This is a genomic window from Prochlorococcus sp. MIT 0701 (assembly GCF_000760295.1).
Taxonomy (GTDB): Bacteria; Cyanobacteriota; Cyanobacteriia; order PCC-6307; family Cyanobiaceae; genus Prochlorococcus.
The window spans coordinates 12,786-38,150 of record NZ_JNBA01000037.1 but is presented as its reverse complement, the minus strand read 5'-3'; the positions used below and the strand labels follow the sequence as shown (position 1 = coordinate 38,150).

30 protein-coding genes and 2 tRNA genes are annotated in these 25,365 nt (G+C 52.4%); 14 read left to right on the top strand and 18 right to left on the bottom strand.

Annotation, left to right across the window (positions count from 1 at the left end; translation table 11 throughout):
• Window positions 1-96 precede the first annotated feature (96 nt).
• A complete protein-coding gene (locus EV12_RS10130) occupies window positions 97-876 on the top strand; it encodes a tetratricopeptide repeat protein (protein WP_241466504.1) in 780 nt (259 codons plus the stop codon).
• On the opposite strand, the gene EV12_RS10125 is transcribed toward EV12_RS10130, so the two are convergent.
• The gene (locus EV12_RS10125; RefSeq protein WP_342626206.1) at window positions 827-1,204 is read right to left on the bottom strand and encodes a hypothetical protein; all 378 of its coding nucleotides are present in this window, start codon (window positions 1,202-1,204) and stop codon (window positions 827-829) included. The two genes, EV12_RS10130 and EV12_RS10125, sit on opposite strands and share 50 nt — an antisense overlap.
• A gap of 19 nt (window positions 1,205-1,223) precedes the next feature.
• On the opposite strand from EV12_RS10125, the gene xth reads away from it, so the two are divergent.
• Window positions 1,224-2,063: an exodeoxyribonuclease III gene (gene xth, locus EV12_RS10120; protein WP_036914997.1), complete on the top strand. Its 840-nt coding sequence runs from the start codon at window positions 1,224-1,226 to the stop codon at window positions 2,061-2,063.
• A gap of 54 nt (window positions 2,064-2,117) precedes the next feature.
• Here xth and EV12_RS10115 read toward each other — a convergent pair whose 3' ends face one another.
• Window positions 2,118-3,593: an FAD-linked oxidase C-terminal domain-containing protein gene (locus EV12_RS10115; protein ID WP_193742215.1), complete on the bottom strand. Its 1,476-nt coding sequence runs from the start codon at window positions 3,591-3,593 to the stop codon at window positions 2,118-2,120.
• A 133-nt stretch (window positions 3,594-3,726) separates the two neighbouring features.
• Between EV12_RS10115 and hemL the strand changes: the two genes are divergently transcribed.
• On the top strand, window positions 3,727-5,028 hold the full coding sequence (hemL, locus tag EV12_RS10110) for a glutamate-1-semialdehyde 2,1-aminomutase (protein WP_036914996.1): 1,302 nt from the start codon (window positions 3,727-3,729) through the stop codon (window positions 5,026-5,028).
• A 203-nt stretch (window positions 5,029-5,231) separates the two neighbouring features.
• Here hemL and EV12_RS10105 read toward each other — a convergent pair whose 3' ends face one another.
• The 6 genes from EV12_RS10105 to EV12_RS10090 form a co-directional block, all read right to left on the bottom strand.
• Complete coding sequence (locus EV12_RS10105; protein WP_241466505.1) at window positions 5,232-6,920, bottom strand: amidase; 1,689 nt, start codon at window positions 6,918-6,920, stop codon at window positions 5,232-5,234.
• Window positions 6,921-7,079: 159 nt separating this feature from the next.
• Entirely contained in the window at window positions 7,080-7,574 is a 495-nt protein-coding gene (locus EV12_RS10100) for a YajQ family cyclic di-GMP-binding protein (protein WP_036914994.1), read from the bottom strand.
• An 89-nt stretch (window positions 7,575-7,663) separates the two neighbouring features.
• Complete coding sequence (locus EV12_RS10095) at window positions 7,664-7,948, bottom strand: hypothetical protein (RefSeq protein WP_036914993.1); 285 nt, start codon at window positions 7,946-7,948, stop codon at window positions 7,664-7,666.
• A 5-nt stretch (window positions 7,949-7,953) separates the two neighbouring features.
• Window positions 7,954-8,133, bottom strand: coding sequence for a hypothetical protein (locus tag EV12_RS14270; protein ID WP_152562318.1), 180 nt, complete (start codon window positions 8,131-8,133; stop codon window positions 7,954-7,956).
• A 2-nt stretch (window positions 8,134-8,135) separates the two neighbouring features.
• Complete coding sequence (locus EV12_RS14265; protein WP_193742211.1) at window positions 8,136-8,282, bottom strand: hypothetical protein; 147 nt, start codon at window positions 8,280-8,282, stop codon at window positions 8,136-8,138.
• A gap of 530 nt (window positions 8,283-8,812) precedes the next feature.
• Window positions 8,813-9,727 (bottom strand): SPFH domain-containing protein, encoded by a 915-nt coding sequence (locus tag EV12_RS10090; RefSeq protein ID WP_036914992.1) that lies wholly within the window; start codon window positions 9,725-9,727, stop codon window positions 8,813-8,815.
• Between the two features lie 111 nt (window positions 9,728-9,838).
• On the opposite strand from EV12_RS10090, the gene EV12_RS10085 reads away from it, so the two are divergent.
• Together EV12_RS10085 and EV12_RS10080 are read left to right on the top strand one after the other, a co-directional pair.
• Window positions 9,839-10,327: an NfeD family protein gene (locus EV12_RS10085; protein WP_036914991.1), complete on the top strand. Its 489-nt coding sequence runs from the start codon at window positions 9,839-9,841 to the stop codon at window positions 10,325-10,327.
• Between the two features lie 190 nt (window positions 10,328-10,517).
• The gene (locus tag EV12_RS10080; protein WP_036914990.1) at window positions 10,518-11,858 is read left to right on the top strand and encodes a hypothetical protein; all 1,341 of its coding nucleotides are present in this window, start codon (window positions 10,518-10,520) and stop codon (window positions 11,856-11,858) included.
• Between the two features lie 82 nt (window positions 11,859-11,940).
• Here the strand turns inward: EV12_RS10080 and EV12_RS10075 are convergent, their stop codons facing one another.
• From EV12_RS10075 to ebsA, 3 genes are read right to left on the bottom strand one after another with little or no spacing between them, the layout of a single operon-like run.
• Window positions 11,941-12,459 (bottom strand): DNA recombination-mediator protein A, encoded by a 519-nt coding sequence (locus EV12_RS10075; protein ID WP_036914989.1) that lies wholly within the window; start codon window positions 12,457-12,459, stop codon window positions 11,941-11,943.
• A gap of 31 nt (window positions 12,460-12,490) precedes the next feature.
• On the bottom strand, window positions 12,491-13,591 hold the full coding sequence (locus EV12_RS10070; protein ID WP_036914988.1) for a phosphotransacetylase family protein: 1,101 nt from the start codon (window positions 13,589-13,591) through the stop codon (window positions 12,491-12,493).
• 32 nt (window positions 13,592-13,623) lie between these two features.
• Window positions 13,624-14,016, bottom strand: a complete 393-nt coding sequence (gene ebsA, locus EV12_RS10065) for a type IV pilus biogenesis protein EbsA (RefSeq protein ID WP_036914987.1) — start codon at window positions 14,014-14,016, stop codon at window positions 13,624-13,626.
• Between the two features lie 8 nt (window positions 14,017-14,024).
• Here ebsA and EV12_RS10060 point away from each other — a divergent pair, with 8 nt between their 5' ends.
• Entirely contained in the window at window positions 14,025-14,795 is a 771-nt protein-coding gene (locus tag EV12_RS10060) for an SDR family oxidoreductase (protein ID WP_036914986.1), read from the top strand.
• A 16-nt stretch (window positions 14,796-14,811) separates the two neighbouring features.
• Here the strand turns inward: EV12_RS10060 and map are convergent, their stop codons facing one another.
• The gene (gene map, locus EV12_RS10055) at window positions 14,812-15,651 is read right to left on the bottom strand and encodes a type I methionyl aminopeptidase (protein WP_036914985.1); all 840 of its coding nucleotides are present in this window, start codon (window positions 15,649-15,651) and stop codon (window positions 14,812-14,814) included.
• A gap of 539 nt (window positions 15,652-16,190) precedes the next feature.
• On the opposite strand from map, the gene rplS reads away from it, so the two are divergent.
• The 5 genes from rplS (at window position 16,191) to gltX (ending at window position 18,841) form a co-directional block, all read left to right on the top strand.
• Window positions 16,191-16,667, top strand: a complete 477-nt coding sequence (rplS, locus tag EV12_RS10050; protein ID WP_036914984.1) for a 50S ribosomal protein L19 — start codon at window positions 16,191-16,193, stop codon at window positions 16,665-16,667.
• A gap of 63 nt (window positions 16,668-16,730) precedes the next feature.
• Window positions 16,731-16,803 (top strand) — tRNA-Trp (locus EV12_RS10045).
• 36 nt (window positions 16,804-16,839) lie between these two features.
• Window positions 16,840-17,028 carry a hyperconserved protein Hcp gene (locus EV12_RS10040; RefSeq protein ID WP_006043540.1) on the top strand — a complete coding sequence of 63 codons (189 nt, stop codon included), beginning with the start codon at window positions 16,840-16,842 and terminating at the stop codon, window positions 17,026-17,028.
• 281 nt (window positions 17,029-17,309) lie between these two features.
• Window positions 17,310-17,383 (top strand) — tRNA-Asp (locus EV12_RS10035).
• Between the two features lie 27 nt (window positions 17,384-17,410).
• Window positions 17,411-18,841, top strand: a complete 1,431-nt coding sequence (gene gltX / locus EV12_RS10030) for a glutamate--tRNA ligase (protein WP_036914983.1) — start codon at window positions 17,411-17,413, stop codon at window positions 18,839-18,841.
• On the opposite strand, the gene EV12_RS10025 is transcribed toward gltX, so the two are convergent.
• The 4 genes from EV12_RS10025 to wecB are packed head-to-tail and all read right to left on the bottom strand — an operon-like array spanning window position 18,791 to window position 21,977.
• The gene (locus tag EV12_RS10025) at window positions 18,791-20,059 is read right to left on the bottom strand and encodes a cation:proton antiporter (RefSeq protein WP_036914982.1); all 1,269 of its coding nucleotides are present in this window, start codon (window positions 20,057-20,059) and stop codon (window positions 18,791-18,793) included. The two genes, gltX and EV12_RS10025, sit on opposite strands and share 51 nt — an antisense overlap.
• Entirely contained in the window at window positions 20,049-20,294 is a 246-nt protein-coding gene (locus EV12_RS10020; protein ID WP_011130678.1) for a hypothetical protein, read from the bottom strand. The genes EV12_RS10025 and EV12_RS10020 overlap by 11 nt, the downstream gene beginning before the upstream one ends.
• Window positions 20,294-20,941, bottom strand: coding sequence for a DUF1643 domain-containing protein (locus EV12_RS10015; protein WP_036914981.1), 648 nt, complete (start codon window positions 20,939-20,941; stop codon window positions 20,294-20,296). The genes EV12_RS10020 and EV12_RS10015 overlap by 1 nt, the downstream gene beginning before the upstream one ends.
• Complete coding sequence (gene wecB, locus EV12_RS10010) at window positions 20,865-21,977, bottom strand: non-hydrolyzing UDP-N-acetylglucosamine 2-epimerase (protein WP_036914980.1); 1,113 nt, start codon at window positions 21,975-21,977, stop codon at window positions 20,865-20,867. The genes EV12_RS10015 and wecB overlap by 77 nt, the downstream gene beginning before the upstream one ends.
• A 116-nt stretch (window positions 21,978-22,093) precedes the next feature.
• Between wecB and EV12_RS10005 the strand changes: the two genes are divergently transcribed.
• Complete coding sequence (locus tag EV12_RS10005) at window positions 22,094-23,281, top strand: type IV pilus twitching motility protein PilT (protein ID WP_036914979.1); 1,188 nt, start codon at window positions 22,094-22,096, stop codon at window positions 23,279-23,281.
• A gap of 7 nt (window positions 23,282-23,288) precedes the next feature.
• Here the strand turns inward: EV12_RS10005 and EV12_RS10000 are convergent, their stop codons facing one another.
• Window positions 23,289-23,492, bottom strand: a complete 204-nt coding sequence (locus tag EV12_RS10000; protein ID WP_036914977.1) for a high light inducible protein — start codon at window positions 23,490-23,492, stop codon at window positions 23,289-23,291.
• A gap of 37 nt (window positions 23,493-23,529) precedes the next feature.
• Entirely contained in the window at window positions 23,530-24,600 is a 1,071-nt protein-coding gene (tsaD, locus tag EV12_RS09995; RefSeq protein ID WP_036915025.1) for a tRNA (adenosine(37)-N6)-threonylcarbamoyltransferase complex transferase subunit TsaD, read from the bottom strand.
• Window positions 24,601-24,677: 77 nt separating this feature from the next.
• On the opposite strand from tsaD, the gene EV12_RS09990 reads away from it, so the two are divergent.
• Complete coding sequence (locus EV12_RS09990; RefSeq protein WP_036914976.1) at window positions 24,678-25,190, top strand: photosystem I reaction center subunit III; 513 nt, start codon at window positions 24,678-24,680, stop codon at window positions 25,188-25,190.
• A gap of 45 nt (window positions 25,191-25,235) precedes the next feature.
• A complete protein-coding gene (gene psaJ / locus EV12_RS13265; protein ID WP_072014309.1) occupies window positions 25,236-25,352 on the top strand; it encodes a photosystem I reaction center subunit IX in 117 nt (38 codons plus the stop codon).
• Window positions 25,353-25,365: the final 13 nt, after the last annotated feature.

The following is a 25,365-nucleotide window of genomic DNA, read 5'->3' as shown; positions in this document are numbered from 1 at the left end:
GTCCCAGACTGACCAGGTAATTTTCTGCTCGCTGAAGTGCTTAAGCCCGAAAGGATTCTGCCCTCCCGCGGGATGATCCTTCTGATCACTGGGCTCATGACCGCTTCAGCACTGGCCTGGTTTGGAGCGCAATTGATCGCACCTGAGTCAAGAGCTCTAGGCAATCGGGAGATCCTCAATCGGCAGGTGAAAGATCTGCTAGATCAACAAAATAATGGTGATCTGAACACAGAAGAACAGCAGAAGCTGCTGGAGCGATTGCTGGTCCTAGGCCGTAGCGAGGAGGCAATCACCCAGATTGAACTGCTAATGGCCAGGCAGCCAAAAACCTGGTTATGGAAGTTGATGCTCGCTGAACTAAAGCGGGAACAGGGAGATCGCGATGGAGCCCGGGAGGACATCAACCAGCTAATGACCATCCAGCCTCACAACCTCGAGGTCCTGCAACTGAAGATCTTGCTTGACCTAGAGGCCGGTAGAGGAACAGCAGCCGTTGCTGAACTCAAAAAGAGATTTGAGTCCAAAACGAAAGGCAAGCGCATACCCATAGGGCTTCTACTAGCAGATTTGCAGCGCCAGACAGGACAAACCAAGGCTGCCGCTGCGCTCTACCGCGTTCTATCTAGTGAGTCACCAACAGATGCACGTCCCTTGCTCGCTCTTGCTCTCATGCTGCAGGAGCAAGGCCAAGACCAGCAAGCACAAACTCTGCTTCAAGAAGCTAGAGAACGCCGTAAAAAACCAGGCGAAGCCGATCCCCTGATTGATGGCCTGGCTAGTCAGTGGAGGCTTAATTCAATCCGTACAAAAGGTTCAAACACTGTCTTCAGGGCTGATTCGCCGAAGCCTCAGAACCCTGCAATTCCAGGGCCTTGAGCGCTGCATCGATTGCATCAGAAGGATCTGTGGCATCGTCCATTGCTGTGGACCTTCGCAAACGATTCATAAGGTCCATCGGATTGGTGGCATCGAGAATCGTTCCGTTGTCGTTGTTCCCCGGAACGGTGTTGTAGAGATCACGCTCCTGAGGTGTCTGATAGTCACCTGAAAGCTGTGCTTCAGCACGATCGACAACTGTTGTCAGGCTGAGCAAGGCAATTGGCAGTGCAGCCAAGCCAAGCTTGCACAAGGGATTAAGACCTAAGGGGGCTCGGTTGATCAATGACTCATCCCCAAGTTCAGTAAGGCTAATGCTAATTGTCATGGTCAGATTTCCATGACCTGTGCAGATCGCTACCTGGAACGTCAACTCAATTCGCACCCGCCTTGATCAGGTGCAAGCTTGGCTACAGGATGCACAACCCGATCTGCTTTGCCTCCAGGAGACCAAAGTGGACGATCCGCTTTTCCCTCACGAGGTCTTTGAAGCTCAGGGCTATCAGGTGCACTTTCACGGACAGAAGGCCTACAACGGCGTTGCAATCGTTAGCCGTCAACCTCTCGAAGATGTGCGCCGGGGCTTCACTGGTGAGCTCCCAGAGGATGCCGAAGCCTTGCAACTGGGAGAGCAAAAGCGCGTCATCAGCGCGCTCGTTAACAACATTCGTATCGTCAATGTCTACGTTCCCAACGGTTCCGATCTGAGATCGGAGAAATACCCCTACAAACTCGAATGGCTGAGCTGCCTAAACCGCTATCTGAGTGCACAAGCGAAACGGGATGAACCCCTCTGCCTCGTTGGGGATTTCAATATCGCCTTGGAAGCAAGAGACATTCATCATCCCGAACGACTAACGGGAGGGATTATGGCTAGCGAGCTTGAAAGAGAGGCTCTTCTAAACGTTCTAGGAGAACGACTCCACGACGTGTTCCGCGTGTTCGAACCAGATGCCAACCATTGGAGCTGGTGGGACTATCGAAGTGGTGCCTGGGACCGTGATCAGGGTTGGCGTATTGATCACATCTACCTATGCGATGAGCTTCTCAGTCAGGCCAGAAGCTGTCTGATCCACAAACATCTAAGGGGCCATGAAAAGCCTAGTGATCATGCCCCGGTAACCGTAGATCTCAACTGGCCTCCAACTGATGACGATGAGGAGATGTCGGAACTGTTCAGCAATTGAATGACATGGCTATTTAACGCATTAATCGCAGTCAAGGATTCACCTCCGGAGCAGTCAGAATGCCTTGGCTTCTGAAGGCATCTCAAGACCTTCTGAAGTCAAGATGACCTGGCGCCGAGCTGATTCACCACAGCTTTTTGGAGTGGGGAAAATTTTGTCAGGATTGGCCCGTCCATCTGGATCGAAGGCTCTTCGTAGCAGTTTCATTGTGGACAGATCATCCGCTGCAAACATCCAATCGAGATAACAGCGCTTATCTGCCCCAACCCCATGTTCACCAGTGATGCTGCCGCCAACATCAAGACACTCACGCAGAATGGCTGACCCGAGATCCCGAACACGAGACTCCACATCAGGCGTGTCTGCGTTGTAGAGGATTAAAGGATGCAAATTGCCATCGCCAGCATGAAAAACATTGGCCACCGGCAACTCATACTCCCGACTAAGCCTCTCTATTGCCGTTAGCACCCTCGGCAAAGTGCTGCGTGGCACGACGCCGTCCTGCACGTAATAGGTGGGTGAAATCTGCCCAACCGCAGCAAATGCTGACTTACGCCCCTTCCAAAGCAAGGCACGGTCAGCAGCCTCTTCTGCACGACGAATGGTCCTAGCTCCTGCCTTGCTACAAAGTCGACTGGCCTGGTCTGCGGCCACAGTGACTTCCGCCGCCTGACCATCGAGCTCGATCAGCAGCACAGCTGCAGCATCACGAGGGTATTCGTCGAAGCCAAACAGATCATTGACTGCATTAATCATGAAGTTGTCCATGATCTCCATACCCGCAGGTAAAACTCCGGCGGCGGTGACCTGACAGACCGCCTCGCCAGCAGACTCCATGGTGGGGAAATCTGCGAGCAGCACAGTCACATGTTGCGGCGCCCGCAATAGCCGCAGAGTGATGGCTGTGGCGATCCCCAGGGTGCCTTCGCTGCCAATAAATGCCCCACGCAGGTCGAGCTCCGCATGCTCCGACAGTCCACCACCGAGAATGGTCACCGTGCCATCAGCAAGCACTACTTCAAGCCCCAGAACATGATTACTGGTGACGCCATATTTGAGGCAGTGCACACCACCGGAGTTCTCGGCCACATTGCCGCCGATGCTGCACACCACCTGGCTGGAAGGATCAGGGGCGTAATAAAACCCTTCCCCAGCGACCGCCCGAGTCACCCAACTATTGATCACTCCTGGCTGCACCGTAATGGTGTGGTTATCAAGGTCCATCGAAAGGATCCTGCGCATGCGACTGGTCACCACCAACAGCGCCTCTTGCTCCACTAATGCACCTCCCGAGAGCCCAGTGCCACTACCCCTAGCGACAAAAGGGATGCCATAGCGATGACAACAAGTCAAGATCTGAGACACCTCCTCAGTGGTCTCGGGCAACACTGCCAAAGGAGGACAATGACGATCGATGGTTAACCCGTCACAGTCGTAAACGAGCAACTCTTGCCGCTTGGAGACCACCGACTTCTTCGGCAAAAATTGCCTTAAGTCCCTGTCTAGAGCAGTCCAGTCGTGGGACACCATGCCCGCGCATCTGTCCAACAACCTAGGCAGCAAACCCAGAAGTAAACGGATGGCCTGACACAGTTCAGCCGCTTCTGACCGTTTTGGGTCAAGATGGCGAACGGTTCGTATCAGCCACTTGGCTTCGGTCCCTGTGACAGCTTCAGCCTTGAACACCAGCCGCTCCCAGGCGATTTTCAGCGCCGCCCAGCGCTTAATGCCTGGTGGCGTTAGTTCTCCAGTGCGAGCATTCCGCTCCGTAGGCGGTCAACCGATCGTGTTTGACCGCGTAAAGGGTGCCTACGCCTGGGACGTCGATGGCAATCGCTTCATCGACTACATCGGCAGCTGGGGGCCCGCAATCTGCGGCCATGCCCACCCAGAAGTCATCGCTGCTCTACAAGATGCGCTTGAAAAGGGCACAAGCTTTGGTGCCCCATGTGAGCTAGAGAATCAACTAGCCGAAATGGTGATCGACGCCGTGCCCAGCGTCGAGATGGTCCGTTTTGTGAATAGCGGCACTGAGGCCTGCATGTCTGTGCTGCGGCTGATGCGGGCATTCACTGGCCGCGACAAGCTCATCAAATTCGAAGGCTGCTATCACGGCCACGCCGACATGTTTTTGGTGAAAGCTGGATCCGGGGTGGCAACTCTTGGTCTACCCGACTCACCAGGGGTTCCCCGCAGCACCACCAGTAACACCCTCACTGCGCCCTACAACGATCTCGAGGCAGTCAAAGAGCTGTTTGCCGAGAATCCTGACGCAATCAGCGGGGTAATCCTTGAGCCGGTCGTAGGAAATGCCGGATTCATTACTCCAGAGCCTGGTTTCCTGGAAGGTTTACGAGAACTCACCCGTGAACATGGCGCCTTGCTTGTGTTTGATGAAGTCATGAGTGGTTTCCGTATCAGCTACGGAGGTGCTCAGGCCCGTTTTGGCGTCACGCCTGATCTAACCACCATGGGAAAAGTGATCGGTGGTGGGCTCCCCGTTGGTGCTTATGGCGGCAGAGTCGAGATCATGGAGATGGTCGCTCCCGCAGGCCCCATGTACCAAGCCGGCACGCTGAGTGGCAACCCACTGGCCATGACGGCTGGCATCAAGACCCTTGAACTACTCAAGCAAGAAGGCACCTATGAGCGCCTAGAAAGCACAACGGAGCGCTTAATTAACGGCATTCTCGAAGCAGCCAAAGCAGCAGAGGTTCCTATTACTGGAAGCAGTATCGGTGCCATGTTCGGCTTCTTCCTTTGCGAAGGCCCAGTACGGAATTTCGAAGATGCCAAAGCAACCGATACCGAACTCTTCGGCAAGCTGCATCGGGCCATGCTCGAAAGGGGCATCTACCTAGCCCCCAGTGCCTTCGAAGCAGGCTTCACATCCCTTGCTCACTCCGAAGCAGACATCGAAACCACCCTGAAGGCATTCCGCGAGAGTTTTGCAGCAGTGGCGTGAACAGACAACGAGAATAGAGAGCTGTTCTTACAGCTCTCTTGCGCAAATACAAGCGAGCTAAGCCAAGGTGCTACATCTAGAAGTAAAAATTTAAAAGCGAGAGTTGAATTAACTCACGCTTTTTAGCAAGCCCTAATTCTGCCTGTCTTTGCGGAGCAGAAGAAGCCTCTCAAGAACAGGAAAAAGCTGGATAAGCAGAGCAGTTATTCACAAGCTTGGACAGACTGTTGATTTGCCTGAGCGAATTTTTGCGTTTGCTGCTCAAAAAACCTTTGATAAGCAGCTGGCTCAATATTCTGACCATTAGCATCCTTTAAGAACTGCTTATAACTATGCCAACCAGTCTGAGTAATAAAGTAATTGATTCCTTGAACACAAATATCCTCGAAAGGAAAGTCATTGTTGCCTGGGTTCAATTCAGGCAAAGGCCTGCCTGGAAGACCAGAAGAATAAGCCTGCGCAAGGCCGATCAAATCCCCCTCTCCATATTGAAAACCAATCAACTCAAAGCCGATAGGCATTGCTGGAGTTGCCGATGTCCAACCAGCAATCAAAGCAATTGCCGGCAATCCGGAGTTTGATGCAACCGGCGATTCCGTTGTGGCTGTGCGATACATATCATCGTAATAGCTTGGGGGTTGCCAGGAGCTGAGAGGCATCAGCAAAGCATCAATGCCATCTTCTCGCATCAATCCCTCTAGATAGTTTTTGTTCTTCTCAAAAGTCTTTAACGCAGAATAGTATCGATCGCTGTACTTTGGAGCAATGCTTTCCATATACCCTATGCAGGCTTTCTCGCCTAGCCGTGTGCGACCAGATAAACATATGTCCTGAAGGCTCCTTCTGGTCGATACAAAAGAACCTAGGTATTGATCAATATCTTCCACCTCGCCCGCCATATTATCAGCTCTGTTCGAGTCGAATAAGGGCAGATTGATGTCCACAAGTGATGCACCCTTTCTCTCAAGCCTGGCTTTGACCTGATTGAATATAGCCATTGAAGTCTTGTCGGTGGCGTCAAAGACCTCATTGCCTGCAACACTGCGAATCACGCCAATTCGCCTTCCATCAAGGGCAGCATTTTTTAAATTATTTACATAGGAATCTGTGCGCGGTGCTGATTTCGTTAAATCATCATCTGGATCAGATCTGTTTGCTATCGCAGCAAGGCCAAGAGCAAGATCAGGAATCGACCTTGCCATCACGCCAGCGACTCCATCCAGGTTGCCTCTCGGGAGAATTCCTGAATGACTGATCAGACCCGTGCTTGGCCGAATGGCATAAACCCCGTTGAAGACTGCAGGCACTCTGACCGAGCCACTGTTGTCCGTGCCGATCCCCAACACAGCAAAGTTCGCACTCACTGCAACTGCAGAGCCTCCGCTTGAGCCACCGGAGTTTTGATTGGGGTCATAAGCATTGCCAATCCTTCCGCTGCGGCCACTAATCCCTTCCCCGCCGGAAGCCAATTCATCCATGGCGGCTTTACCAATAATGATGCCGCCAGCTGCTCTTAATTGATTCACCAAAAAAGCATTACTGATTGGCTGAGAGCCAAGTAAAGCCAGCGATCCGGAAGTGGAGGGAGTGTCAACGGTATCAATATTATCTTTAACAGCAATAGGGATGCAATGCAGAGGCCCAATCAATTTATTGCTTTGTTTGAAATGCCTATCAAGAGCCTTTGCCTGCCTGACTGCATTCGGATTAAGTGCAACAAATGCATTCAGAGGAGCTCCTCTTTTGAGGCTAAAATTATATTTCTTTATCCGATACAAATGCCTCTGAATCAATTGCTCACAATCAATCTTTCTCTCTTTAAAAGCATCATGGATGGATTCAATTGTAGACTCCTTAATCCCAAATTTCTGACTACCAAGCTGGTTGGCCATAGCCTTCTCAGCCATAAGACAAGCCATGCCGAGAGCAAGCGCAAGTCTTATGCCTTGCTTAAATATCTTCGGCCCCTGCGAATGATTCATATCTAATACTTAAACAAAGAATTTTGCTGCCACTACTATACACACAGCAACATTCAAAAGAGCATTTCGTTATCGATAATTTTCAAACTGAAGTGGCACATCTAAATCATCTTCCTTGCTTTTGACTAACTGAATCGCTGCTTGCAGATCATCCTTGTTTTTGCCGGTGATCCGCAAACTCTCGCCTTGAATCGCCACGGTCACCTTCTTGAGCTCATCGCGCACAGACTTACTCAACTTCTTGGCGATCTCCTGGCTTAAACCCTTGCGCAGCTTCACCACCTGCTTCACCCGGCTGCCACCAACCGCCTCCGGCGTCTGAAAGTCAAAGATTTTGAGCGAGAGGTTGCGTTTGGTGGCCTTAGCTCGCAGCACGTCCTCCACTGCCTGCAGCGTCATATCGCTAGCAGTAGTGATCAACACTTCGCTCTCTGTCAAATCGATCTCAGTATTTGAATCCTTAAGGTCGTAGCGCTGTCCAACATCCCTACGGACCTGATCCAACGCATTCACCAACTCCTGACGATCAAAGTCCGAGACAACATCAAAGGAATAAGTCGCCATATCTGGAAACGGTTCTGAGCTCAACCTACCCAACATCTCAGCAAGACCAGGTCCAACTCAGCCTGATCTTGCTCGTATGAGCGAAAGACTCAGGATTCTTTGCGGTTTGCCCCGATAGCGAAGCCTGCAACCAAGCCAATTCCAGCGCCACCCATCCCAGTCATCAACGCAAAACGATGCTGCGCGGTCATCTGGCCAACGAAGTGCACACCAGCTGCAATCACTCCAAGTCCGCAGGCAACCACAAGAACCACATCCAGATTCGCGGGCTTCTTGATCACAGATGAGCCTCCTTCGCTGACCTTGCGGACCTTGGCCTGTGCTTCATCAATCTCCTGCTGGAATTTTTCCAGGTCTCTTTTGGGGTCGTCCATCTAAATCAAGCAAAGGAGACGTTGGCGACGCGGAATTCCGATCGCCCCAGGCGTTGCCAGAAGTGGATCAATCCCTTCACCACTGCCTGATACACGGTCCACTTCTCAACAGAGAGGTGTCTAGCATTAACCCACAAGCGGTATTGACACAGCCTAGAAACCCTTTGTTTTGAGGAACTCAGCATTTTCAGGCCCTACTTACCGCAACTCCCTGCTCACCGTTCACCCGATCGTTCTCGGTTCCTTGGCCAACATCCAGGCGAAGCGCATTCCTGCTGAGAGCGATGTTTAAAACATCTACCAGAGACGAGAAATCCTGCGAGCTAAGACCCACAAAGCAGCTTTGCGGCCTTCAGCCAACTCAATTGAGGCTCTAGAGAATCCCCCAGCAAACAACCCGAGGGTTCAATTCTCCTGAAACCGATTGATCCCCATCACCCGGCCACGCAAAGAGAGTAGTGACTATTCAGGGATCTGTCATGCGCAAAAACACTGCAGATGGCGCTTCTTTTGCCACAACTACGGGTAACAACTACTACATATGGAGCTGGTGGGAGCTCTCGGCAAGGAGGGAGTAGATGGCCCCTCACGATCCACTAACGAGGGAAATCCCCATCACCAAAGCCCGGCGTCATCAGCAAGGGTTTTTTGTTGCTTCTCATGATTTAGATCCTGCAGCAACGTTCCCTAGCCAACCCTGCTGCAGGATCTAAATTCAGGCGCAAGGGATGGCTGCTCTGCTTAAAACTCAAGGCAACCAGCACTCACACTCACCAAACACAACCCTTTGAGCCGCATGACCAATAACCCTGACCCAGCCGAGTGCTTGAGAGCTAAACCAGCTAGCTAACAGCCATAGCAAACTCAGCTATCTGATTTCTGAAAAGCCTTGAGTGCCGAAAGCAAAGCAGCTGGGCTTTGAGGATCAACCATCAAGACACTTCCTGCTGGTGCAGCAGCCATCTGCTCGCCCATAGCCATCCATTCTTTAGCCAACAAAAGCCTCAAAGCCTCCTCCGCTCTGGGACTGGCCTCCAAAGCCCGAGCAATCTCCAGGGCGGCTTCCGCCTTGGCGCGAGCAAGGGTTGCCTGCTGCTTTGCCTGGGCGTCAGCTTCTAGTAACAGGGCTTCCTGCTGCGCGCGCGCATCTAATACCAAGGCTTCAGCCTGACCACGAGCCTCATTGAGCTGAGCCTCTTTCTCGCCCTCGGAACGAAGAATGGCAGCACGTTTTTCCCGCTCTGCTGTCATCTGCTGTTCCATTGCTTGCTGCACCCCTCGCGATGGAACAATGTCGCGCATTTCCACTCGCGTGACTTTGACCCCCCAGGGATCTGTGGCCTCATCCAACTCCTTAAGAAGGCATTCGTTCACTTCTGTACGGGTGGTAAATGTCTGGTCAAGGTCAAGCTTGCCCATCTCGGCTCGGATCTGAGTGAGAACGAGATTCACCATCGCCGCCTGCAGATTATCCACCGAGTAATAAGCACGAGAGTGTTCAAGTAGCTGCCAATACACCACCGCATCCACCTCGATCGACACGTTGTCACGAGTGATGCATTGCTGCGGAGGAATATCCAAAACCCTCTCCTTCAACGACTCGTAACTGACCACCTTTTCAACCATGGGGAGCACAAAAGAAAGGCCAGGCTGCAGTTCACGATCGAACTTGCCGAGCCGCTCCACCAAGCGCGAGCGCCCACCACTTGTGATTTTGACACTGCCACTTCCCAGCAAGGCAACTAGCAAGAGAGCTGGCAACCCAAGAAACGCTTCCACAATGATCTTCCTGTGTATGCAAAATCTAGGCCCGTAAACGAACCACTGCTAAGACCTTCCAAACAGCTTGTCCCTAGTCAATAGTGGTTAGAAAGTCCTGCGTTCTAGACCTTGTCTTCTCTGATCTGGATTCCTCTGATCTGGCTCGCCGTAGCTGGCCTACTCCTAGCGATTGAGCTGGCTCAACCGAGCTTCGATGGTCTGATATTCGCAGCGCTTGGGGCCTTACTTGTATCGATTTTGACCGCAATCACTCCCATGCCACTGATCTTGCAGATGATCTTCTTCCTGCTGATCACGGTTTTAGGAACTCTTTGGCTGACTCGTTGGTCATCCCGCCGCAACCCCAGCCCTGGTGGACTGCGGCAACGAGACGAGATCGCCGAAGTGTTGACACCAATGGCAGCAGGAGGAGAAGGACGCGTGCGATGGCATGGCCAAAGCTGGGCAGCCAGCTCTCTGGATCTGGAAACGATACTTAAAGAAGGAGATCAGGTATTAGTGATGGGGCGTGATGGCACCCAACTACAGGTGTTATCACTACCGCAACAATCAACTCAGCCACGACGCCGAACTCAAGGAAAGATTAAAAGCAGATGAGACAAATACGCCATGGAGTAAAAATCTAACTTGAAAGATATTTTTATAGCTCTATAGAACCAAAACAAGATATATAATCTCAAGAGAATCTTGAGACATCAAACAGCAGTCTACCAGGTTTAATATATAGCCTTTGTGAGACAAGACCTCTCCGATTAGGCCTTGAAAAACACGAAAGTAGCTGAATCTCATGAGAAACATTCTAGCAAGCAATCAAATCACTCAGGAACAAGAAAAAGATCTATCAGCAAGACGAATAAATATGGCAATAGCTAGCGGGATAGCAGGCGCTTCTATGGCCTTTCTAATCAACCTTTTTCTAGCACGCTCAATGCAGATTGAGATTTTTGGTGAATTTTCTTCTTGCATGGGTGTCTTGAAAATATGGAAAGTAGTCTGCGCCTTAGGGATGGGAACACTAGCCACAAAGATCTTCAAAAGAAACAAATCCAATAGAAATATAGAAGAATCACGAGGACTCAGGCGTACAGGCCCATTTCTGATAATTATTGCCTCAATAATTACATACATAGCACTAGTAACTTCCCATGCCATGATTCATGATAAGACTGCGGTAAGACTGGAGAGTTTCGCGGCAGTTCTATCAGTTCTTCCTTTAGTTTGTCTTAGGCAATTCTTCAAGGCAAGCGTTGCCGTCCATGGAGCTGGAGTTGCAGCAAGTGTCATTGCTGGCTGTATAGAGAAGACCATTTATATTCTATTTATAGGAAGCTTAATTGTGATATGGAAACCACCACTTGGGATCCTATTAGTAACTGGTGCTATGGCAAGCTCATTGATCATCTCAATGCTTTTGCTATACATATTGCTTTTCAAAAGCGAGCCAGAAATCATCAAGCATGGCAAGCCAAGATATTCAGTAGCAAAATGGGCTAAAACTGGATTCTTACTTTCGCTAACAACACTTGGCGTTGCTATGCTTGATAACGGGGGGCTGGTTGTATTGGGATGGATAAATGCAGATGGGACTGCCTCTGCAGAACTGGCCGCTGCAATCACGCTAGGGACTATATATTATGTAATAGCGCAATCCTGCGCGTCAATTTTTAAACCTGTTCTTTCCGAAGCAGCTGCCAATCGTAACCAAGCACGTGTATTCAACATATTTAGACTTTGGTATAAACACCTTGCCTATTTATTCTTACCCTCACTGACAGCAATGATCATCACAGCGCCTTGGCTACTCAATCTTTTTGGACAAGAATTCAAAGGAGGGATTTGGACTTTAATTGTCTGCCTTATAGGATACACAATAACTTCCTTTAATTTGCTATTTGTCAAACTTTATCAGTATTTAGGGCAGGAAATAAATGCCATGAAGATAATGCTTATAGCTGCCATGCTTGGCATTTTAGGAATGTGGGGTCTAGGTATCATTTGGAGCGATCTAGGCGTTGCTATAGCCGCCAATATTGCTCTAATAGGCGCACAGACTTTAATAGCATACCTAGCATGGAGGGCCATGGGAAAATGGCACACTCTCCCGAATTATAGTACTTATCAACACTGATTCAACACATATTTACAGGTAAAAGTGATTAATCCTTTTCTTGTTTATCCGTCCAGTAATTATCAACATCGCAACGTTGAATTCAATCAAAGAACAAAAGACTCACCACCTTGCCCATATCCTCAGCACTGCGACAACTGGTCAATAACGTCTCACTGTCATGGAAAGCAAAGCAGATCAATTGATCACAACGACTGATGATCTCCTGATTGCAAAGACTGCTAGCCATCGGTAAGGACAGCTCATCGTGCTCAGGTTTTTCGATGAGATGAAGCACTGAGTCGAGCTGATCGCGAATCTCAGGGGCCTGACGATCAAGGCTCTGGGGAAGCAACACAGTGAGGCAAGAGGCATCCGCCTCCAATACCCCACGGATCACAGCGGCATTCACCCCCTGTGCACCGGAGGTGATCAGAGAATGGCCCTCTTGAGCAAGGGAGCGCGCCATCAATTCAACAAGATGAATCGCTACCACCGGCACATGGCGACTGCCGAGCATGGCATTTCGGCGCTTGCCCTTGTCCTGCAAGAGGGCAAGCTCTTGGGCAAGGGTATCGACCCGATCAAGGTCAGGGAGATCCAGAGACTGACTCAAGGACATCCCCATGACAATGGATCGAAGCTAGCAGTGGTCATCGACCCTGCATAGGCAACCCCAGAACATCAAACAAACGGTCCAAGTAACAGTGTTCTTCCACCAATCGGAAGGAATAGGTTGCTTTGACGGCCTCATGCAGTCGCACATGACCAAAGGCCTGCTCAATCACTTCCACGGTAGACACTGTGTCGTGATCCACCTTGAGTAAGGGAACCTCAAGTTCTTCTGCCCTACTAATCAACTGCGGCAACGGTTGCCCTGCACCGGTGAGGATCAAGCACTGAGTCGAAGCCTCGAGGGCCGCCAATTGAATATCAGTGCGGTCAGCACCAGTCACCACAGCCATGTTGCGACGACGACGGAAAAATTCCATGGCGGAATTCACATTCATGGCGCCGATACTGAGAGTCTCAACCAGAAGCTCAAGCCGCTCAGAGCAACAAATCACCCTCGCTCCTAGGCGCCTAACCAACTCACCCACAGTCACGCTGCGTAAGAGTGGCGAATGGGGCATCACTCCGAACACCGCCAGTCCAAGGGCCTCCAGGGCAGGGACCACATTTGTCTCTAGATCATCAACTTCATCTGGTTTTACCGCATTCAAAACGATGCCCACCAGATGATCTCCGAGCTGTTCCTTCGCCGCTAACAAAGCATCGACGCTGCGACTGTCCTGCCAGAGATGCACCAGCACGACGCGGGCATCCAAGCCATGCGCCAGCTGACCAAGACTGAGACCGTAAAGAAGGCCTTCATGCAAGCTGCCCGCTGCTTCAAGAATGGTGAGGCCCTGAGCATGAAGATCGAGCTGTTTGCATAGGTCCTCGAATCCTTTGCCAGCATCCATTTGAGACATAGCCAAACGGTGATCAGCCGTTGCCTTTGCCAGGAGATGCAAAGAGGGAATCAGCTGATGCTCAGACAAACCCAGGGTTGCACCGACAAAACGAACATCATCATCAATTAAAGGTTCGGGCAGAGGGGAAACTGCGGGATCCCATTCCACACTCGTGGCCAAAGGCTTTCCAAAGCGAATTGGCTGATTCGCCGCTATCAACTGGCGAGCGAGACCAAGAACAAATGCCGATTTACCACTGAATGGCTCACAAGATCCAATCAGCAAGGTCTTGCCCATCAGTGGACTCCGTGTTCCTATAACTGAGCAATTTAGGCGTCACCCACAGACTCTTCAGAACCCAAGAGCAGCCACTTCCAGAATCGATTGGGCAGGTCTCCCTGACCACCAAACTCAGGCCAGTCCATCAACCAGTCCACAAGTTGATGCGTAGAAACTTCAAAGGTGTAGGTCAAAGCTTGGATGTCTGGAAAACACAACTGACAAGAACACATCTCCAGTGGCGACCTAGCTCCCTGCCAACTAAGAGTGAAGGAATGAACACGTCCACCTTGAAGAGGTCGCTCTCCTTGCAATGACCTCTGAGCCAAGAGCCGCAGGGCTCGCTGCAGATCAGCCTGCCTGGAAAGACCACCGCAATAGGGTGCAAACAAGGCCAATTGGGCCGCTTCGGAGGGAATTGGCAACGTCAACTTGAAGCTCACACCAAAGGATGCCCCAAGCTGAAGGAATGGGACAGATCACAACTCTCAACAACCGCTGGTCAAACTGCCGCATCGGCATCACTGGAGCCAGTGGAAGTCTTGGAAGGGCCCTAACCCAAAAGCTGCGCTCCCGGGGAGCTTTTGTAATCGGATTGACCCATGGACCGATTCCCTCCGCAGAGCCATCAGACGATGCACCCCAGGAATGGGTGCAATGGAAGTGCAGCGAAGAGGCATCCCTCAAAAGCATCCTTGTGAGCCTTGACGTGCTCGTGCTCAATCACGGCATCAATCCGCAGGGACGTCAGACACCGAAAGACATCAAAGCGGCCTTAGAGGTGAATGCTCTGAGCAGCTGGCGCTTAATGGAACTCTTTGAGAGCCTCGCCCTCAACGCAGAACCATCCATACGCCCCCGCGAGCTATGGGTGAACACATCAGAAGCTGAAATCCAACCAGCCCTCAGCCCCACCTATGAAATCAGCAAGCGGTTGATCGGTCAGCTGGTCAGCCTGCGCTGGAACAACCTCACCTCGAATCAACGCAAAGTCTTCAAAATCCGCAAGCTTGTACTTGGCCCCTTCCGCTCAGAGCTCAATCCAATCGGATTAATGTCTGCTGATCTAGTAGCCAGCCAAATTGTTCAACAAGCCGACCTTGGCCTCAATCTGATCATCGTTACCCCCAACCCTCTCACTTATCTGCTGATGCCCCTTACCGAACTAGGGCGAATGATTTACTCCCGATTGTTAGGTAGTGGGTCCACAGATAATCAATAACAAGTCAACTCCAGCATTAGTCACCACGATCAGTGAGGATGTCGCAGCCATCAGAGGTGACCACGATGGTGTGCTCCCACTGAGCCGAAAGGCTGCCGTCTTGAGTCACAACAGTCCAGCGATCTTTAAGTGTGCGGCAGGCCTTACTACCAGCATTGAGTATCGGCTCCACGGCCAAAGTCATCCCTGAACGCAAAGTGATGTTGGGCAGATCATCCGTGCGGAAGTTAAAAACGGAAGGCTCTTCATGCAAGTTGCGGCCCACACCGTGGCCGGTGTAATCCTCCACCACGCTGTAGCCATGAGCCTTGACATGATCCTCAACGGCTCCTGCGATATCAAGAAGAGTGTTGCCGGCTCGAATTTTAGAGAGCCCTGCCATCAAGGATTCTTGGGCCACGCGACTAAGTTTCCGCCCAGATTCAGGCACCTCGCCAACGCAGATGGTGATGCAACTGTCACCGTGATATCCCTCGTAGTAAGCCCCGGTGTCGACTTTGAGAAGATCACCGGACTTGATCACTCGCTTAGGGCCTGGAATGCCATGCACAACTTCATTGTTGATGCTCGCGCAGATCGAGGCAGGGAAGCCGTGATAGCCCTTGAAACTAGGTGTTGCACCCATCTCACGAATCCTGCGCTCGGCATAAACGTCAAGATCAGTAGTCGTCTGGCCAGGCTCGGCCATCTCCATGATCTCGCGCAGAACAGTGGCCACGATGTGACTTGCCTTGCGCATGATCGCCAGCTCCCTTGCAGACTTGATTTCCACCCCTCGACGCTGTTGAATTCGCGGCCCTGTGGCCGTTGCACGCGCCTCTGAAGTTGAGGCCAGCAGATCAGCGAAGAGGTTCATAGGGCTGAAGAAAAACTGATATAAAAAAATCGAATGAACGGTTACCGGCTCTGCCCGACTTCCATCTTTCCATTAGTCACGCTATCAATCTCTGCACTAGGAACGGCGCAAATGAACTGGTTCAAGCAACACTGCTAGCCACATCGCTGGCTTGCTGGGTCGATAAGTGGTGATTTCTTTGCTGATCTCAAGATGACTTCATGAGGCACATATCCCCTGATGCGTCACTGGCCAGAGATGTCCCATAAACAAAGTGATTGGCTAATCAATGACCCTGCCTGAAGGTGAATGGCCTGCTCCCCACGCTGAGCCTATGGAGGTTCTACTAATGCCCTTTAACTGCTATGGATGCTGATCACAGGCGCCAGCATGATGCTGAAGGCTTCCTGAGTAAGTGAAATTCCCCAAAGGCTTGTGAGCGATAGCAATGGCCAATCATCGTCTGAGGAGCTTTCACCACAAAGCAATAGCCAAAACTCCCCAAGGCAAGAATGATCGGCAGGTAGAGTTGTTGTTTGGCTAGTTAACCCGGAGCTGGGATGACGGCGGATTCGAAAGACACCTCCATGAGCGAAGGCAACACTGAAACGGCAACAACAATTGACGACAGCTCAGCCATGGTGACTGATGTAACAAGCAAAAGTGCCACAAAAGTCAGGCTCAGCGCTAATGCCCTGATCCAAGAGTTCGAGGCCTCACAGCAGAAAAGTGATTTAAATGACATCTACGTGGGAGACACCGTCCGAGTAGGAGTGCGCATCAGTGAAGGCAATAAGGAACGGATCCAGCCCTATGAGGGTGTTGTTATTGCAAAGCGCCACGGCGGAATTCATGAAACCATCACCGTGCGCAGGATCTTCCAAGGCATTGGTGTCGAGCGTGTTTTCATGCTGCATAGCCCTCAGGTGGCCTCCATCAAGGTGGAGCGGCGAGGTAAAGTCCGTAGAGCGAAGCTTTTCTATCTGCGGGAACGGGTGGGTAAGGCCACCCGCGTGAAGCAGCGCTTCGACCGCTGAGGTTTCGGCCTCGTTCAATCCAAATGCCATCACCTCTGTGATGGTCGACGGGTCCATCGCCTTGCGCCGTTAGTTCAGTTGGTAGAACGCAGGTCTCCAAAACCTGATGTCGGGGGTTCAAGTCCTCCACGGCGCGTCCGATGGCCCATCCTGCAGTTTCTTCGTTTCGAGAATGGAGTTAGATCTTCAACCTGGTGATGTCGTAAAAGTGCTCGAGTCAGCCGCTCTTGGTTGGGTTCGTGCACGCGTCATTCGAGTCAAATCTGGTGGTCGTGTGGTCGTGCAAAGCGATCAGGGACGCGAATTCACAGCCCGGGGGAACCAAGTACGCCTAATCGAACCCGCAGGATTCCGTCCCTAATCACAGGGACGCTGATTCCAACTTTTCGATTTGCTCTCTATCTGAGTTCCCTGCCTTCAACGCCACTAGGGATGTCTTTATTTCGACATCGAAAACAAGCGTCCCAAAAAGCAGATCCGAAGTCTTCAATTTCATTCGAATCGATCCATCCTCAAAAGGATCACAAGACGACCGCCAGCGAGTTGACGGCAGGCAGGGCAGAGGTTGATACTTTCTTGGTCGCATAAGCGACACAGATCAGCTTCCATGCGGCGAGCTCCCGACTGGACCTGAGCTCATCTGGGACCGTAGTTCAATTGGTTAGAGCACCGCCCTGTCACGGCGGAAGTTGCGGGTTCGAATCCCGTCGGTCCCGTTCTTTTTCCTAATCCTGAGAGTCATTGTGAAGGTGCGCGTTCGGCTGGCCCCGAGTCCAACAGGCACACTTCACATCGGCACGGCAAGAACGGCAGTTTTCAACTGGCTCTTTGCACGCCATCAGGGGGGGCAATTCCTCTTACGCATCGAGGACACCGACAAAGAACGATCCAAGCCTGAATTCACGACCAACATCCTCGAAGGTCTGGAGTGGCTTGGCCTCAACTGGGATGAACAGCCCATCATTCAAAGCCAGCGGGTGGATGACCACCGCGCAGCAATCCAAAAGCTGCTCGATCGTGACCTGGCCTACCGCTGCTACGCCAGCGAGACTGAACTGGAGGCGATGCGAGAAACACAAAAGGCCCAGGGCCAGGCCCCTCGCTACGACAACCGTCACCGAGATCTCAATCCCGAGCAAGAAGCCGCCTTCCAATCTGAAGGTAGAAGTGCCGTGGTGCGCTTCCGTATCGATGATGCTGCGGCCATCAGTTGGAAGGATCTGGTGCGCGGTCCAATGCACTGGAGGGGATCAGATTTGGGCGGCGATATGGTGATCTCACGTCGGGCTCCAGCCAAGGAAATTGGCGACCCGCTCTATAACCTTGTGGTGGTGGTTGATGACGCCGCCATGAGTATCTCGCATGTGATCCGCGGCGAAGATCACATCGCAAACACAGCCAAACAATTGCTGATCTATGAGGCCCTTGGATTACCAATACCTCAATTCGCCCATACCCCGCTAATTCTCAATTCCGAAGGACGCAAACTCTCCAAGCGGGATGGAGTGACCTCGATCAGTGATTTCCAAGCCATGGGATACACAGCCGCAGCTATGGCCAACTACATGACCCTGCTGGGCTGGTCAGTCCCCGAAGGGACTGACGAACGGTTCACTCTTCAGCAAGCTGCAACCGTCTTCAGTTTTGACCGAGTCAATAAAGCAGGAGCAAAGTTTGACTGGGACAAACTCAACTGGCTCAACTCTCAAGTGCTACATGACTTGCCTAAAGATCAACTGTTGCATGAACTCAAACCCTTGTGGTCTGAGGCTGGCTGGGCTCTGCCAGAAGAAAACTGGTGTTTGGATCTAGCGGAGCTGCTTGGTCCATCTCTGACACTGCTCAAGGATGGTGTCGATCAAGCTCGCCCTTTTTTCGAAGAACCAACGCTGCAAGCTGATGGCCTGGAACAACTTGCCGTAGAAGGTGCCAAGGCAGGCCTTAGCAATCTTCTCGATCAGCTTGATAGCACTTCCTGGGACGGTTTTGATGTCAAGCAAGCACAACAACTTCTAACGAATGCTGCTCAGGCTGCCAACGTCAAAAAAGGTGTGATCATGAAAAGCCTCAGGGCTGCGCTTCTAGGCCGCCTGCAAGGGCCAGACCTAATCACAACATGGGGATTACTGGCCAGGATCGGGCAAGACTTGAACAGGCTGCGTCGTTGTCTCTGAGCAATCGTCTTCGTTTGAATCTTCAGGAGGAGCGATTAAACCCAGGGCCTTGGCCAGCGGCTGGGCCGTGAGGCCTTGAATGCCAACCGTCATCAGGATGGTGAGAAAGACCAAACCTTGTAACCGACCGGCTCCTAAAATCCCAGCCTGCTCAAGGCGAATCGCAAACAAAGAGGCCACTGCGGCCGTAACAATCCCACGTGGTGCAAGCCAACCAAGAAACAATCGCTGCCTGAAATCAAGAGGCAAGCCAATAGTGGCAAGGCTGACCGCAACAGGACGCACAACCAACATCAGTACGAGCACACAACTGACCCCCCCCCAGCCAAGCGGACTTAGCTCACCCCAAGAGACATCCGCTGCCAAAAGTGGAAATAACATTGTGATGGCAAGACGGGCCAGCTCCCGGATCAACTCATCGAGCTGATCGGACTGGGTAACAGGCCTGCGACCGACCACCACCCCCGCTGCTACAGAAGCCGGCAAGCCCGACTCCGGCAACAACCATTCACAAACTGCGTACAAGAGGAACAACACTCCCAAGGTGAGCTGCAACCTCAGCCCTACCGAAGGGTCCGGTTTTAAACGTCGCAATCCCTCTGACAAAAGCCAACCAGCAGCAGCCCCCATCAACACGCCTCCACCCAGGCGGGCCAGCAGCCCGAAGGCAACCTCCCGCCAACCATGCAAATCGCCCAGCAATAACTCAAGCAAAAGCAAGGCCAGCACAGCACCCACTGGCTCAAGCACCAATCCCTCTGCCTCAAGGACATCCCCCAGAGGAGAAGCCAAACGGATCTGCTGCACCAACGGGGTCACAACAGTCGGACCAGTAGCCAGCACGATGGCGCTGTAAACCGCTGCCACTGACCAACCCAAACCAGCCAACCAATGCGCCGCCAACAGACCCGCGGCCAGTGAAATCACTAGTCGGATCAGCAAGATGCGCAGCACAGTTGACTTGATGGTGTCACCAGGGAGGCGCAGATTGAGACCCCCGTCAAAGAGCACAAGGCTCACCAGCAGACCAACGATCGTCTCAAGTCCTTGACCAAGATCCAGCGGTTCAACCAAACCAAGGCCCGATCGACCAATCAGCAGGCCAGATAGCAACAACAGCACCACACCAGGAAGGCCAGAGAGAGCAGACAAAATCCGAGCTCCGGCACCTGCGAAGACGGTGATCCCCCAAAGCAGGCCTAACCGCTCAGGTGTCATCGAGGGCTGCGAACTGAGGTTCCACTCTCACACCGATCACAGCCTCTGGACGCACCACCAGATACTCGCCATCAAGCTCGCTAAGCGGTACGTTCACGAACCCCCCACTGCCTGAGGCGTTGACGATTCCCTGATACCACTGCTGAAACGTCTCAAGAGTAGGAAAATGAACCTCTTCGGTCTGCCCCCCGGATAGATGGAGGTACACCGCATAGCGGCGTGGGGTGCGTGTCATCAGTGAACCGTAATGCCAAGGTCCATCGACTCAGGATGGCCGATAGTCGCCCCACTTGCCCACTTGAATGGTCGAAGTACCTCTTTGCCAGGCATGTAAAGGGGATGACAGGGGTGCCCCTCACGCGTCAAACCAAGCGAGAGAGGGCCGCGAGCATCAGGATTGTTCCTGATGCGGTTCTGGCGATGACGCTCCAACAAAGCCTGGACAGCAAGATCACGTCGACGCAAAGTTCCACCGCACCCCCAACCAAACCAAAGGTCCCAATTAGGGCTCTCAGACCACTGGCGTGCCCGAGTCAAAAGCTGATCATCATTTGCATCACCAATCGGATCAGCACAGTGCCTAAGCAGCGCTGGGGATTGACTGATCCGGGCAAATAGATTCACAACAAGAAGGTTTCCATAACCCCAGGAGCAGCAAAACCCCAGCAACCGCCGCAAGGTTGGATCATTCTCTGACGCTGTAGCCGTGGAGGGATTCAAGCCAATGAAAAGCAACGTGCGCTCGCATTGCCCAAGGCTGCGCTTCAGCCACCAGCGGTAGTGACCGCAAGAACTAAAGGCAGCCTCAGACGCCCAGGAATGCACAACTTGCCTCAAGAATGCGACGGCTGGCCTTACCGTCGCCGAAGGGATTGACAGCACGTGCCATCGCCTCGTAGGCGCTTGAATCATCAAGCAAGGAAGCTGTCTCAGTCACGATCATCTCCGGATCGGTACCAACCAGCCTGGCCGTACCCGCTTCAACGGCCTCTGGTCGTTCGGTGGTCCGTCTCAAAACCAAAACTGGCTTACCAAGCGCAGGAGCTTCTTCTTGGAGCCCACCGGAATCTGTGAGCAGAAGCGTGCAGGCCCTCATCGCAGCAACCAAACGGTCGTAGTCGAGAGGCTCGGTGAGTACCACCCTCGGATGGTTCCCCAAAAGTGCCTGCATTGGTTCTCGTACGGTTGGATTGCGATGCAGAGGCAGAAGTAAAGCCGTGTCGGGATGAAGGTCAAGAACCCTTCTCATGCCCTCGGCAATATCTTGAAGCCGGTCTCCCCAATTCTCCCGTCGATGCACGGTGGCCAAAATGACGCGCTGATGCACCCAGTCGAGACCATCAAATTCGATAGGCGGCGCCTGCTCAGCCATCAGCAACAGAGCATCGATCACTGTGTTGCCCGTAACAAAGATCTGACCAACAACCCCTGAACTGATCAGATTGGCCTGAGAGCGTGGCGTTGGAGCGAAGTGAAGCTGGGAGATCTGAGAAATCAGGCGCCGGTTTGCCTCTTCAGGAAAAGGATCCAACAGGTTGTCTGTGCGCAAACCAGCCTCAACATGACCAACCGGGATCTGCTCATAAAAAGCAGCAAGGGCAGCTGCAAATGCTGTAGTGGTATCTCCCTGGACAAGCACAAGCTGGGGCGGGTAGGCCTTGAATTCATCCTTGAGGCCTTGCAATGCTGCACAGGTGACGTGTGTGAGGGTCTGCAGAGGGGCCATCAGATCGAGATCATGATTGGCTGAAAGACCAAATAGATCCATGACCTGAGCAACCATCTCGCGGTGCTGGCCAGTGAGCACAACTCGAGTCGTAAAAGCGTCACAGGACTGAAACTCCTGGATCACCGGTGCCAATTTGATCGCCTCTGGACGGGTGCCCAGCACGATCGTGACGCGGGGCAAACCAGCCATAACAGAAGCAATCTTGAACGGATCCTAAGAGTGCTTGCTGATCACCAAAAGTGCTCACGGACTTGCCAAGAGCTTCGCCATGACGAAGCTGAAGAGAGCGGCCACCATCCCCCCTCGTGAGTCAACCGGTCTTTCCGCCCAACTTCCCCCCTCCAGCACCAAAGTCAGCCTCTCAATCGGCGGTACCGATATCAACCTCATCTACAGAGGGATTAACTCCATTCGCTGGAGCCAATCCTGGGGTCTCTCCCAACTTGGAGGAGATCGTACGGATCGCCTATCAAGAAGGACATTCCGATGTACACCTAGGCGTTGGCGAAGTGCCTCGTTTCCGAGACCGCGGCGAAATGCAAAGCACAGATTGGCCTGTAACCGATCCAGAAAGATTTCAGGGTTGGTTGCAAGAGATCCTCTCTGCAAATCAGATCGATGAGTTCTTTAGCAGCAAAGAATTCGACGGCTCCCATGCCTTTCCCTTCGCAAGAGTCCGGATCAACCTGCTGGATTCCCTCACAGGGCCAGCGATGGTACTTCGCATCATTCCCCAAACAATTCTCACCCTTGAACAACTGCAACTCCCTGATGTACTGAAGGGTCTCTCATCCAAGCCGAAAGGACTTGTCTTGGTAACCGGCTCAACCGGGTCAGGGAAAAGCACCACCCTGGCGGCAATGATCGACTGGATCAATAGAAATCAACCCCGCCACATCCTCACCATCGAGGATCCTGTGGAGTTTGTACACAAGAGCAAGCAATCCCTCGTCAAACATCGAGAACTGGGGAAACACACCCTGAAGTTCCACAACGCCCTGAAAGCAGCCCTACGAGAAGACCCAGATGTGATCCTGATCGGTGAGATCCGTGATCAAGAAACTCTGGCCACGGCGATTGAGGCCTCCCAAACGGGGCACCTGGTGTTCGGCACTCTGCATACCAACTCGGCAGTCAAGACAATTGAGCGAGTCCTGGGCATGTATGCCCCAGAAGATCAAGAGAGCATGCGTCGCTCCCTTTCAGAATCACTGCTGGGGGTGATTGCCCAAGGATTGATCCGCACCACCGACAACAAGCGAGCTGCCTACCACGACATCCTGATTAATACCGATGCTTGCAAGGACTACATCCAAAGAGGAGCACTTGAGGATGTTGAGGAGATCATGGAACGCAGCAGCTTTGATGGCATGATCACAGCCAATCAATCATTGCTGAAGCTTGTGGATACTGGCCGGGTAGAGCCAGAGATGGCAGTTGCCGCAAGCTTTAAGCCCAACGAACTAGCCCAAAGCATTCGTGGGCGGAATTGAACAACACCTAATTCAGCCAGGCTCTGCAGTCAGCAGGTATCACTAGACGGAACAACAACAACACGCTGATTCCAATAATCAATCCCGCCATTGCCATACGACCATTCCAGATCTCGGCCTGTGGCGTGAACCCTCGTCGCCAAGCGTTTAGCTCTTCACTACTGACAGGTTCCGCAGAGGTGTTGGAATCAAGTGGAGATTCAGAAGCCATCGCTGCATAGCAGACAAGGTCAAGATAATTCGCTTCTTCAAAATGGGGGAGGTGAAAGGTACAAATCCTCGGTTTTGTCCAATGGCCATCGAGCTGCCACTCCCAATTCAAGAGAGCTGCCACCAACCCCAGACACCAAGCGCTGCAGGGCCGCTGCTCCAATCATGGCGGCATTATCCGTGCAGTATCGAAGCGGTGCCGAGTGCACTTCAATCCCCTGTTCTTGTCCACATTTCCTCATCAGTTCTCTTAGGCGGCGGTTAGCAGCGACTCCTCCAACCATCACCACCGTTTTTAGGCCCTGGTCATTGGCGCAGAGCAAGCTGCGCTCGACCAAAACATCTGCAACCACTTGCTCAAAACTTGCAGCAAGATCTGTGCGGGGCAGATCTTCACCAGCCTCTGAAAGAGCCTGAACCAGGCGCAGCATGGCGGTCTTCAATCCGCTGAACGAGAAATCGTAGGGATGAAATCCACCACCAGGCTTAGAGACCCGTCCTTTTGGCAAAGAAAATCTGCGAGAGTCGCCAGTCGCAGCAAGCGACTGAATAGCGGGGCCACCTGGATAGGCCAAGCCAAGCAGACGACCAACTTTGTCAAAGGCCTCTCCAGCAGCATCATCATGGCTACGTCCAAGACGCAGCATCTCTCCCTCTGCCCCAACCCGAATCAACTCAGTGTGTCCCCCGCTCACAAGCAGCACCAGATAAGGAGGGCGTGGAGGATGCTCCGCCAAGCGCACTGAAGCCAAATGCCCCTCCAGGTGATGAATGCCAAAAAAAGGCAGCGCATGGAGAGCAGCCAAAGATCGACCTGTCACCGATCCCACCATCAGTGCTCCTGCCAACCCAGGGGTCACCGTTGCCGCCACAGCATCAAAGCGAGCAATCGACTGTCCCGCCTCCTGCAAAACCTCTTCTACAAGATGAGGCAAAGCCTCCACATGCAAGCGAGAGGCAACTTCAGGTACCACGCCTCCCCATTGAGCATGTTTCTCAACCTGAGAAGCAATTCGGCTAGCCATAACCTGCAATCGCCCGTTATTTAGACGTAGGACTGCTGCAGCCGACTCGTCACAACTTGTTTCGAGGGCAAGCACCGTCGGCATGGTTGTGGAAAGCCTCATTTACATTTTACTTGTGACATCCTGCCGTTCCGGAGCAGGTCTTACAGGAATCGAAACCGATGCGTCGTCTCTTCGCCGTTGTGCTCTCGGCTCTGCTGGTTCTCGGCTTTGCACCCGTTGCTAAAGCCGACATAGCTGGCCTAACCCCTTGCGCTGAGAATGCCCGTTTTCAGCAGCGAGCCAGTGCTGCAGACACTCCACAGGCCATTGCCCGCTTTGACCGCTACAGCACATCCTTGTGCGGTGATGACGGACTCCCACACGCTCTAATCCCTGCGCCAACTGAGCCGTTTGCGATGTCCTTTATTCGCGGGCATGAAGGCGAAATCATGATCCCAGGGGTGATTTTCATCTATATCGCTGGAATCATCGGTTGGGCTGGGCGCTCTTATCTCCAGGCCATCAAAGCCAAAGGCCACAAAGCAGCCTTAGACAATGAGATCCATCTTGATATAACCCTGGCATTCAATTGCATGATGAGAGCTTCCGCCTGGCCATGGCTCGCTCATATTGAAGGCCAAAATGGCAGTCTCCGTGAGAGCGACGACAAGATCACAGTTTCGCCTCGCTGAGCAATATTCTCCTCTTAACAACCACCCCATTTCCCCTTAATCAAGATGAGAAAATTCTTCGAAAGCTGGCCAATGGCTGCCGTTCTCTGGGTATGGCTTACAGCTGGAATCATTGTTGAATTCAACCGCTTCTACCCAGACCTTCTCTTCCACCCAATGTGAAGGCTAAGGAGCT

Excerpts from the sequence above, each read along its gene's own strand:
- EV12_RS10130 (WP_241466504.1), top strand. The coding sequence starts at position 97 with ATGACCGCTTCAGCACTGGCCTGGTTTGGAGCGCAATTGATCGCACCT.
- EV12_RS10125 (WP_342626206.1), bottom strand. The coding sequence starts at position 1,204 with ATGACAATTAGCATTAGCCTTACTGAACTTGGGGATGAGTCATTGATC.
- EV12_RS10115 (WP_193742215.1), bottom strand. The coding sequence starts at position 3,593 with ATGGTGTCCCACGACTGGACTGCTCTAGACAGGGACTTAAGGCAATTT.
- EV12_RS10105 (WP_241466505.1), bottom strand. The coding sequence starts at position 6,920 with ATGGCCAACCAGCTTGGTAGTCAGAAATTTGGGATTAAGGAGTCTACA.
- EV12_RS10100 (WP_036914994.1), bottom strand. The coding sequence starts at position 7,574 with ATGGCGACTTATTCCTTTGATGTTGTCTCGGACTTTGATCGTCAGGAG.
- EV12_RS10095 (WP_036914993.1), bottom strand. The coding sequence starts at position 7,948 with ATGGACGACCCCAAAAGAGACCTGGAAAAATTCCAGCAGGAGATTGAT.
- EV12_RS14270 (WP_152562318.1), bottom strand. The coding sequence starts at position 8,133 with ATGCTGAGTTCCTCAAAACAAAGGGTTTCTAGGCTGTGTCAATACCGC.
- EV12_RS10080 (WP_036914990.1), top strand. The coding sequence starts at position 10,518 with ATGAGAAACATTCTAGCAAGCAATCAAATCACTCAGGAACAAGAAAAA.
- EV12_RS10075 (WP_036914989.1), bottom strand. The coding sequence starts at position 12,459 with ATGTCCTTGAGTCAGTCTCTGGATCTCCCTGACCTTGATCGGGTCGAT.
- EV12_RS10070 (WP_036914988.1), bottom strand. The coding sequence starts at position 13,591 with ATGGGCAAGACCTTGCTGATTGGATCTTGTGAGCCATTCAGTGGTAAA.
- EV12_RS10060 (WP_036914986.1), top strand. The coding sequence starts at position 14,025 with ATGCCCCAAGCTGAAGGAATGGGACAGATCACAACTCTCAACAACCGC.
- map (WP_036914985.1), bottom strand. The coding sequence starts at position 15,651 with ATGAACCTCTTCGCTGATCTGCTGGCCTCAACTTCAGAGGCGCGTGCA.
- rplS (WP_036914984.1), top strand. The coding sequence starts at position 16,191 with ATGACGGCGGATTCGAAAGACACCTCCATGAGCGAAGGCAACACTGAA.
- EV12_RS10040 (WP_006043540.1), top strand. The coding sequence starts at position 16,840 with ATGGAGTTAGATCTTCAACCTGGTGATGTCGTAAAAGTGCTCGAGTCA.
- EV12_RS10025 (WP_036914982.1), bottom strand. The coding sequence starts at position 20,059 with ATGACACCTGAGCGGTTAGGCCTGCTTTGGGGGATCACCGTCTTCGCA.
- EV12_RS10020 (WP_011130678.1), bottom strand. The coding sequence starts at position 20,294 with ATGACACGCACCCCACGCCGCTATGCGGTGTACCTCCATCTATCCGGG.
- wecB (WP_036914980.1), bottom strand. The coding sequence starts at position 21,977 with ATGGCTGGTTTGCCCCGCGTCACGATCGTGCTGGGCACCCGTCCAGAG.
- EV12_RS10000 (WP_036914977.1), bottom strand. The coding sequence starts at position 23,492 with ATGGCTTCTGAATCTCCACTTGATTCCAACACCTCTGCGGAACCTGTC.
- tsaD (WP_036915025.1), bottom strand. The coding sequence starts at position 24,600 with ATGCCGACGGTGCTTGCCCTCGAAACAAGTTGTGACGAGTCGGCTGCA.
- EV12_RS09990 (WP_036914976.1), top strand. The coding sequence starts at position 24,678 with ATGCGTCGTCTCTTCGCCGTTGTGCTCTCGGCTCTGCTGGTTCTCGGC.
- psaJ (WP_072014309.1), top strand. The coding sequence starts at position 25,236 with ATGAGAAAATTCTTCGAAAGCTGGCCAATGGCTGCCGTTCTCTGGGTA.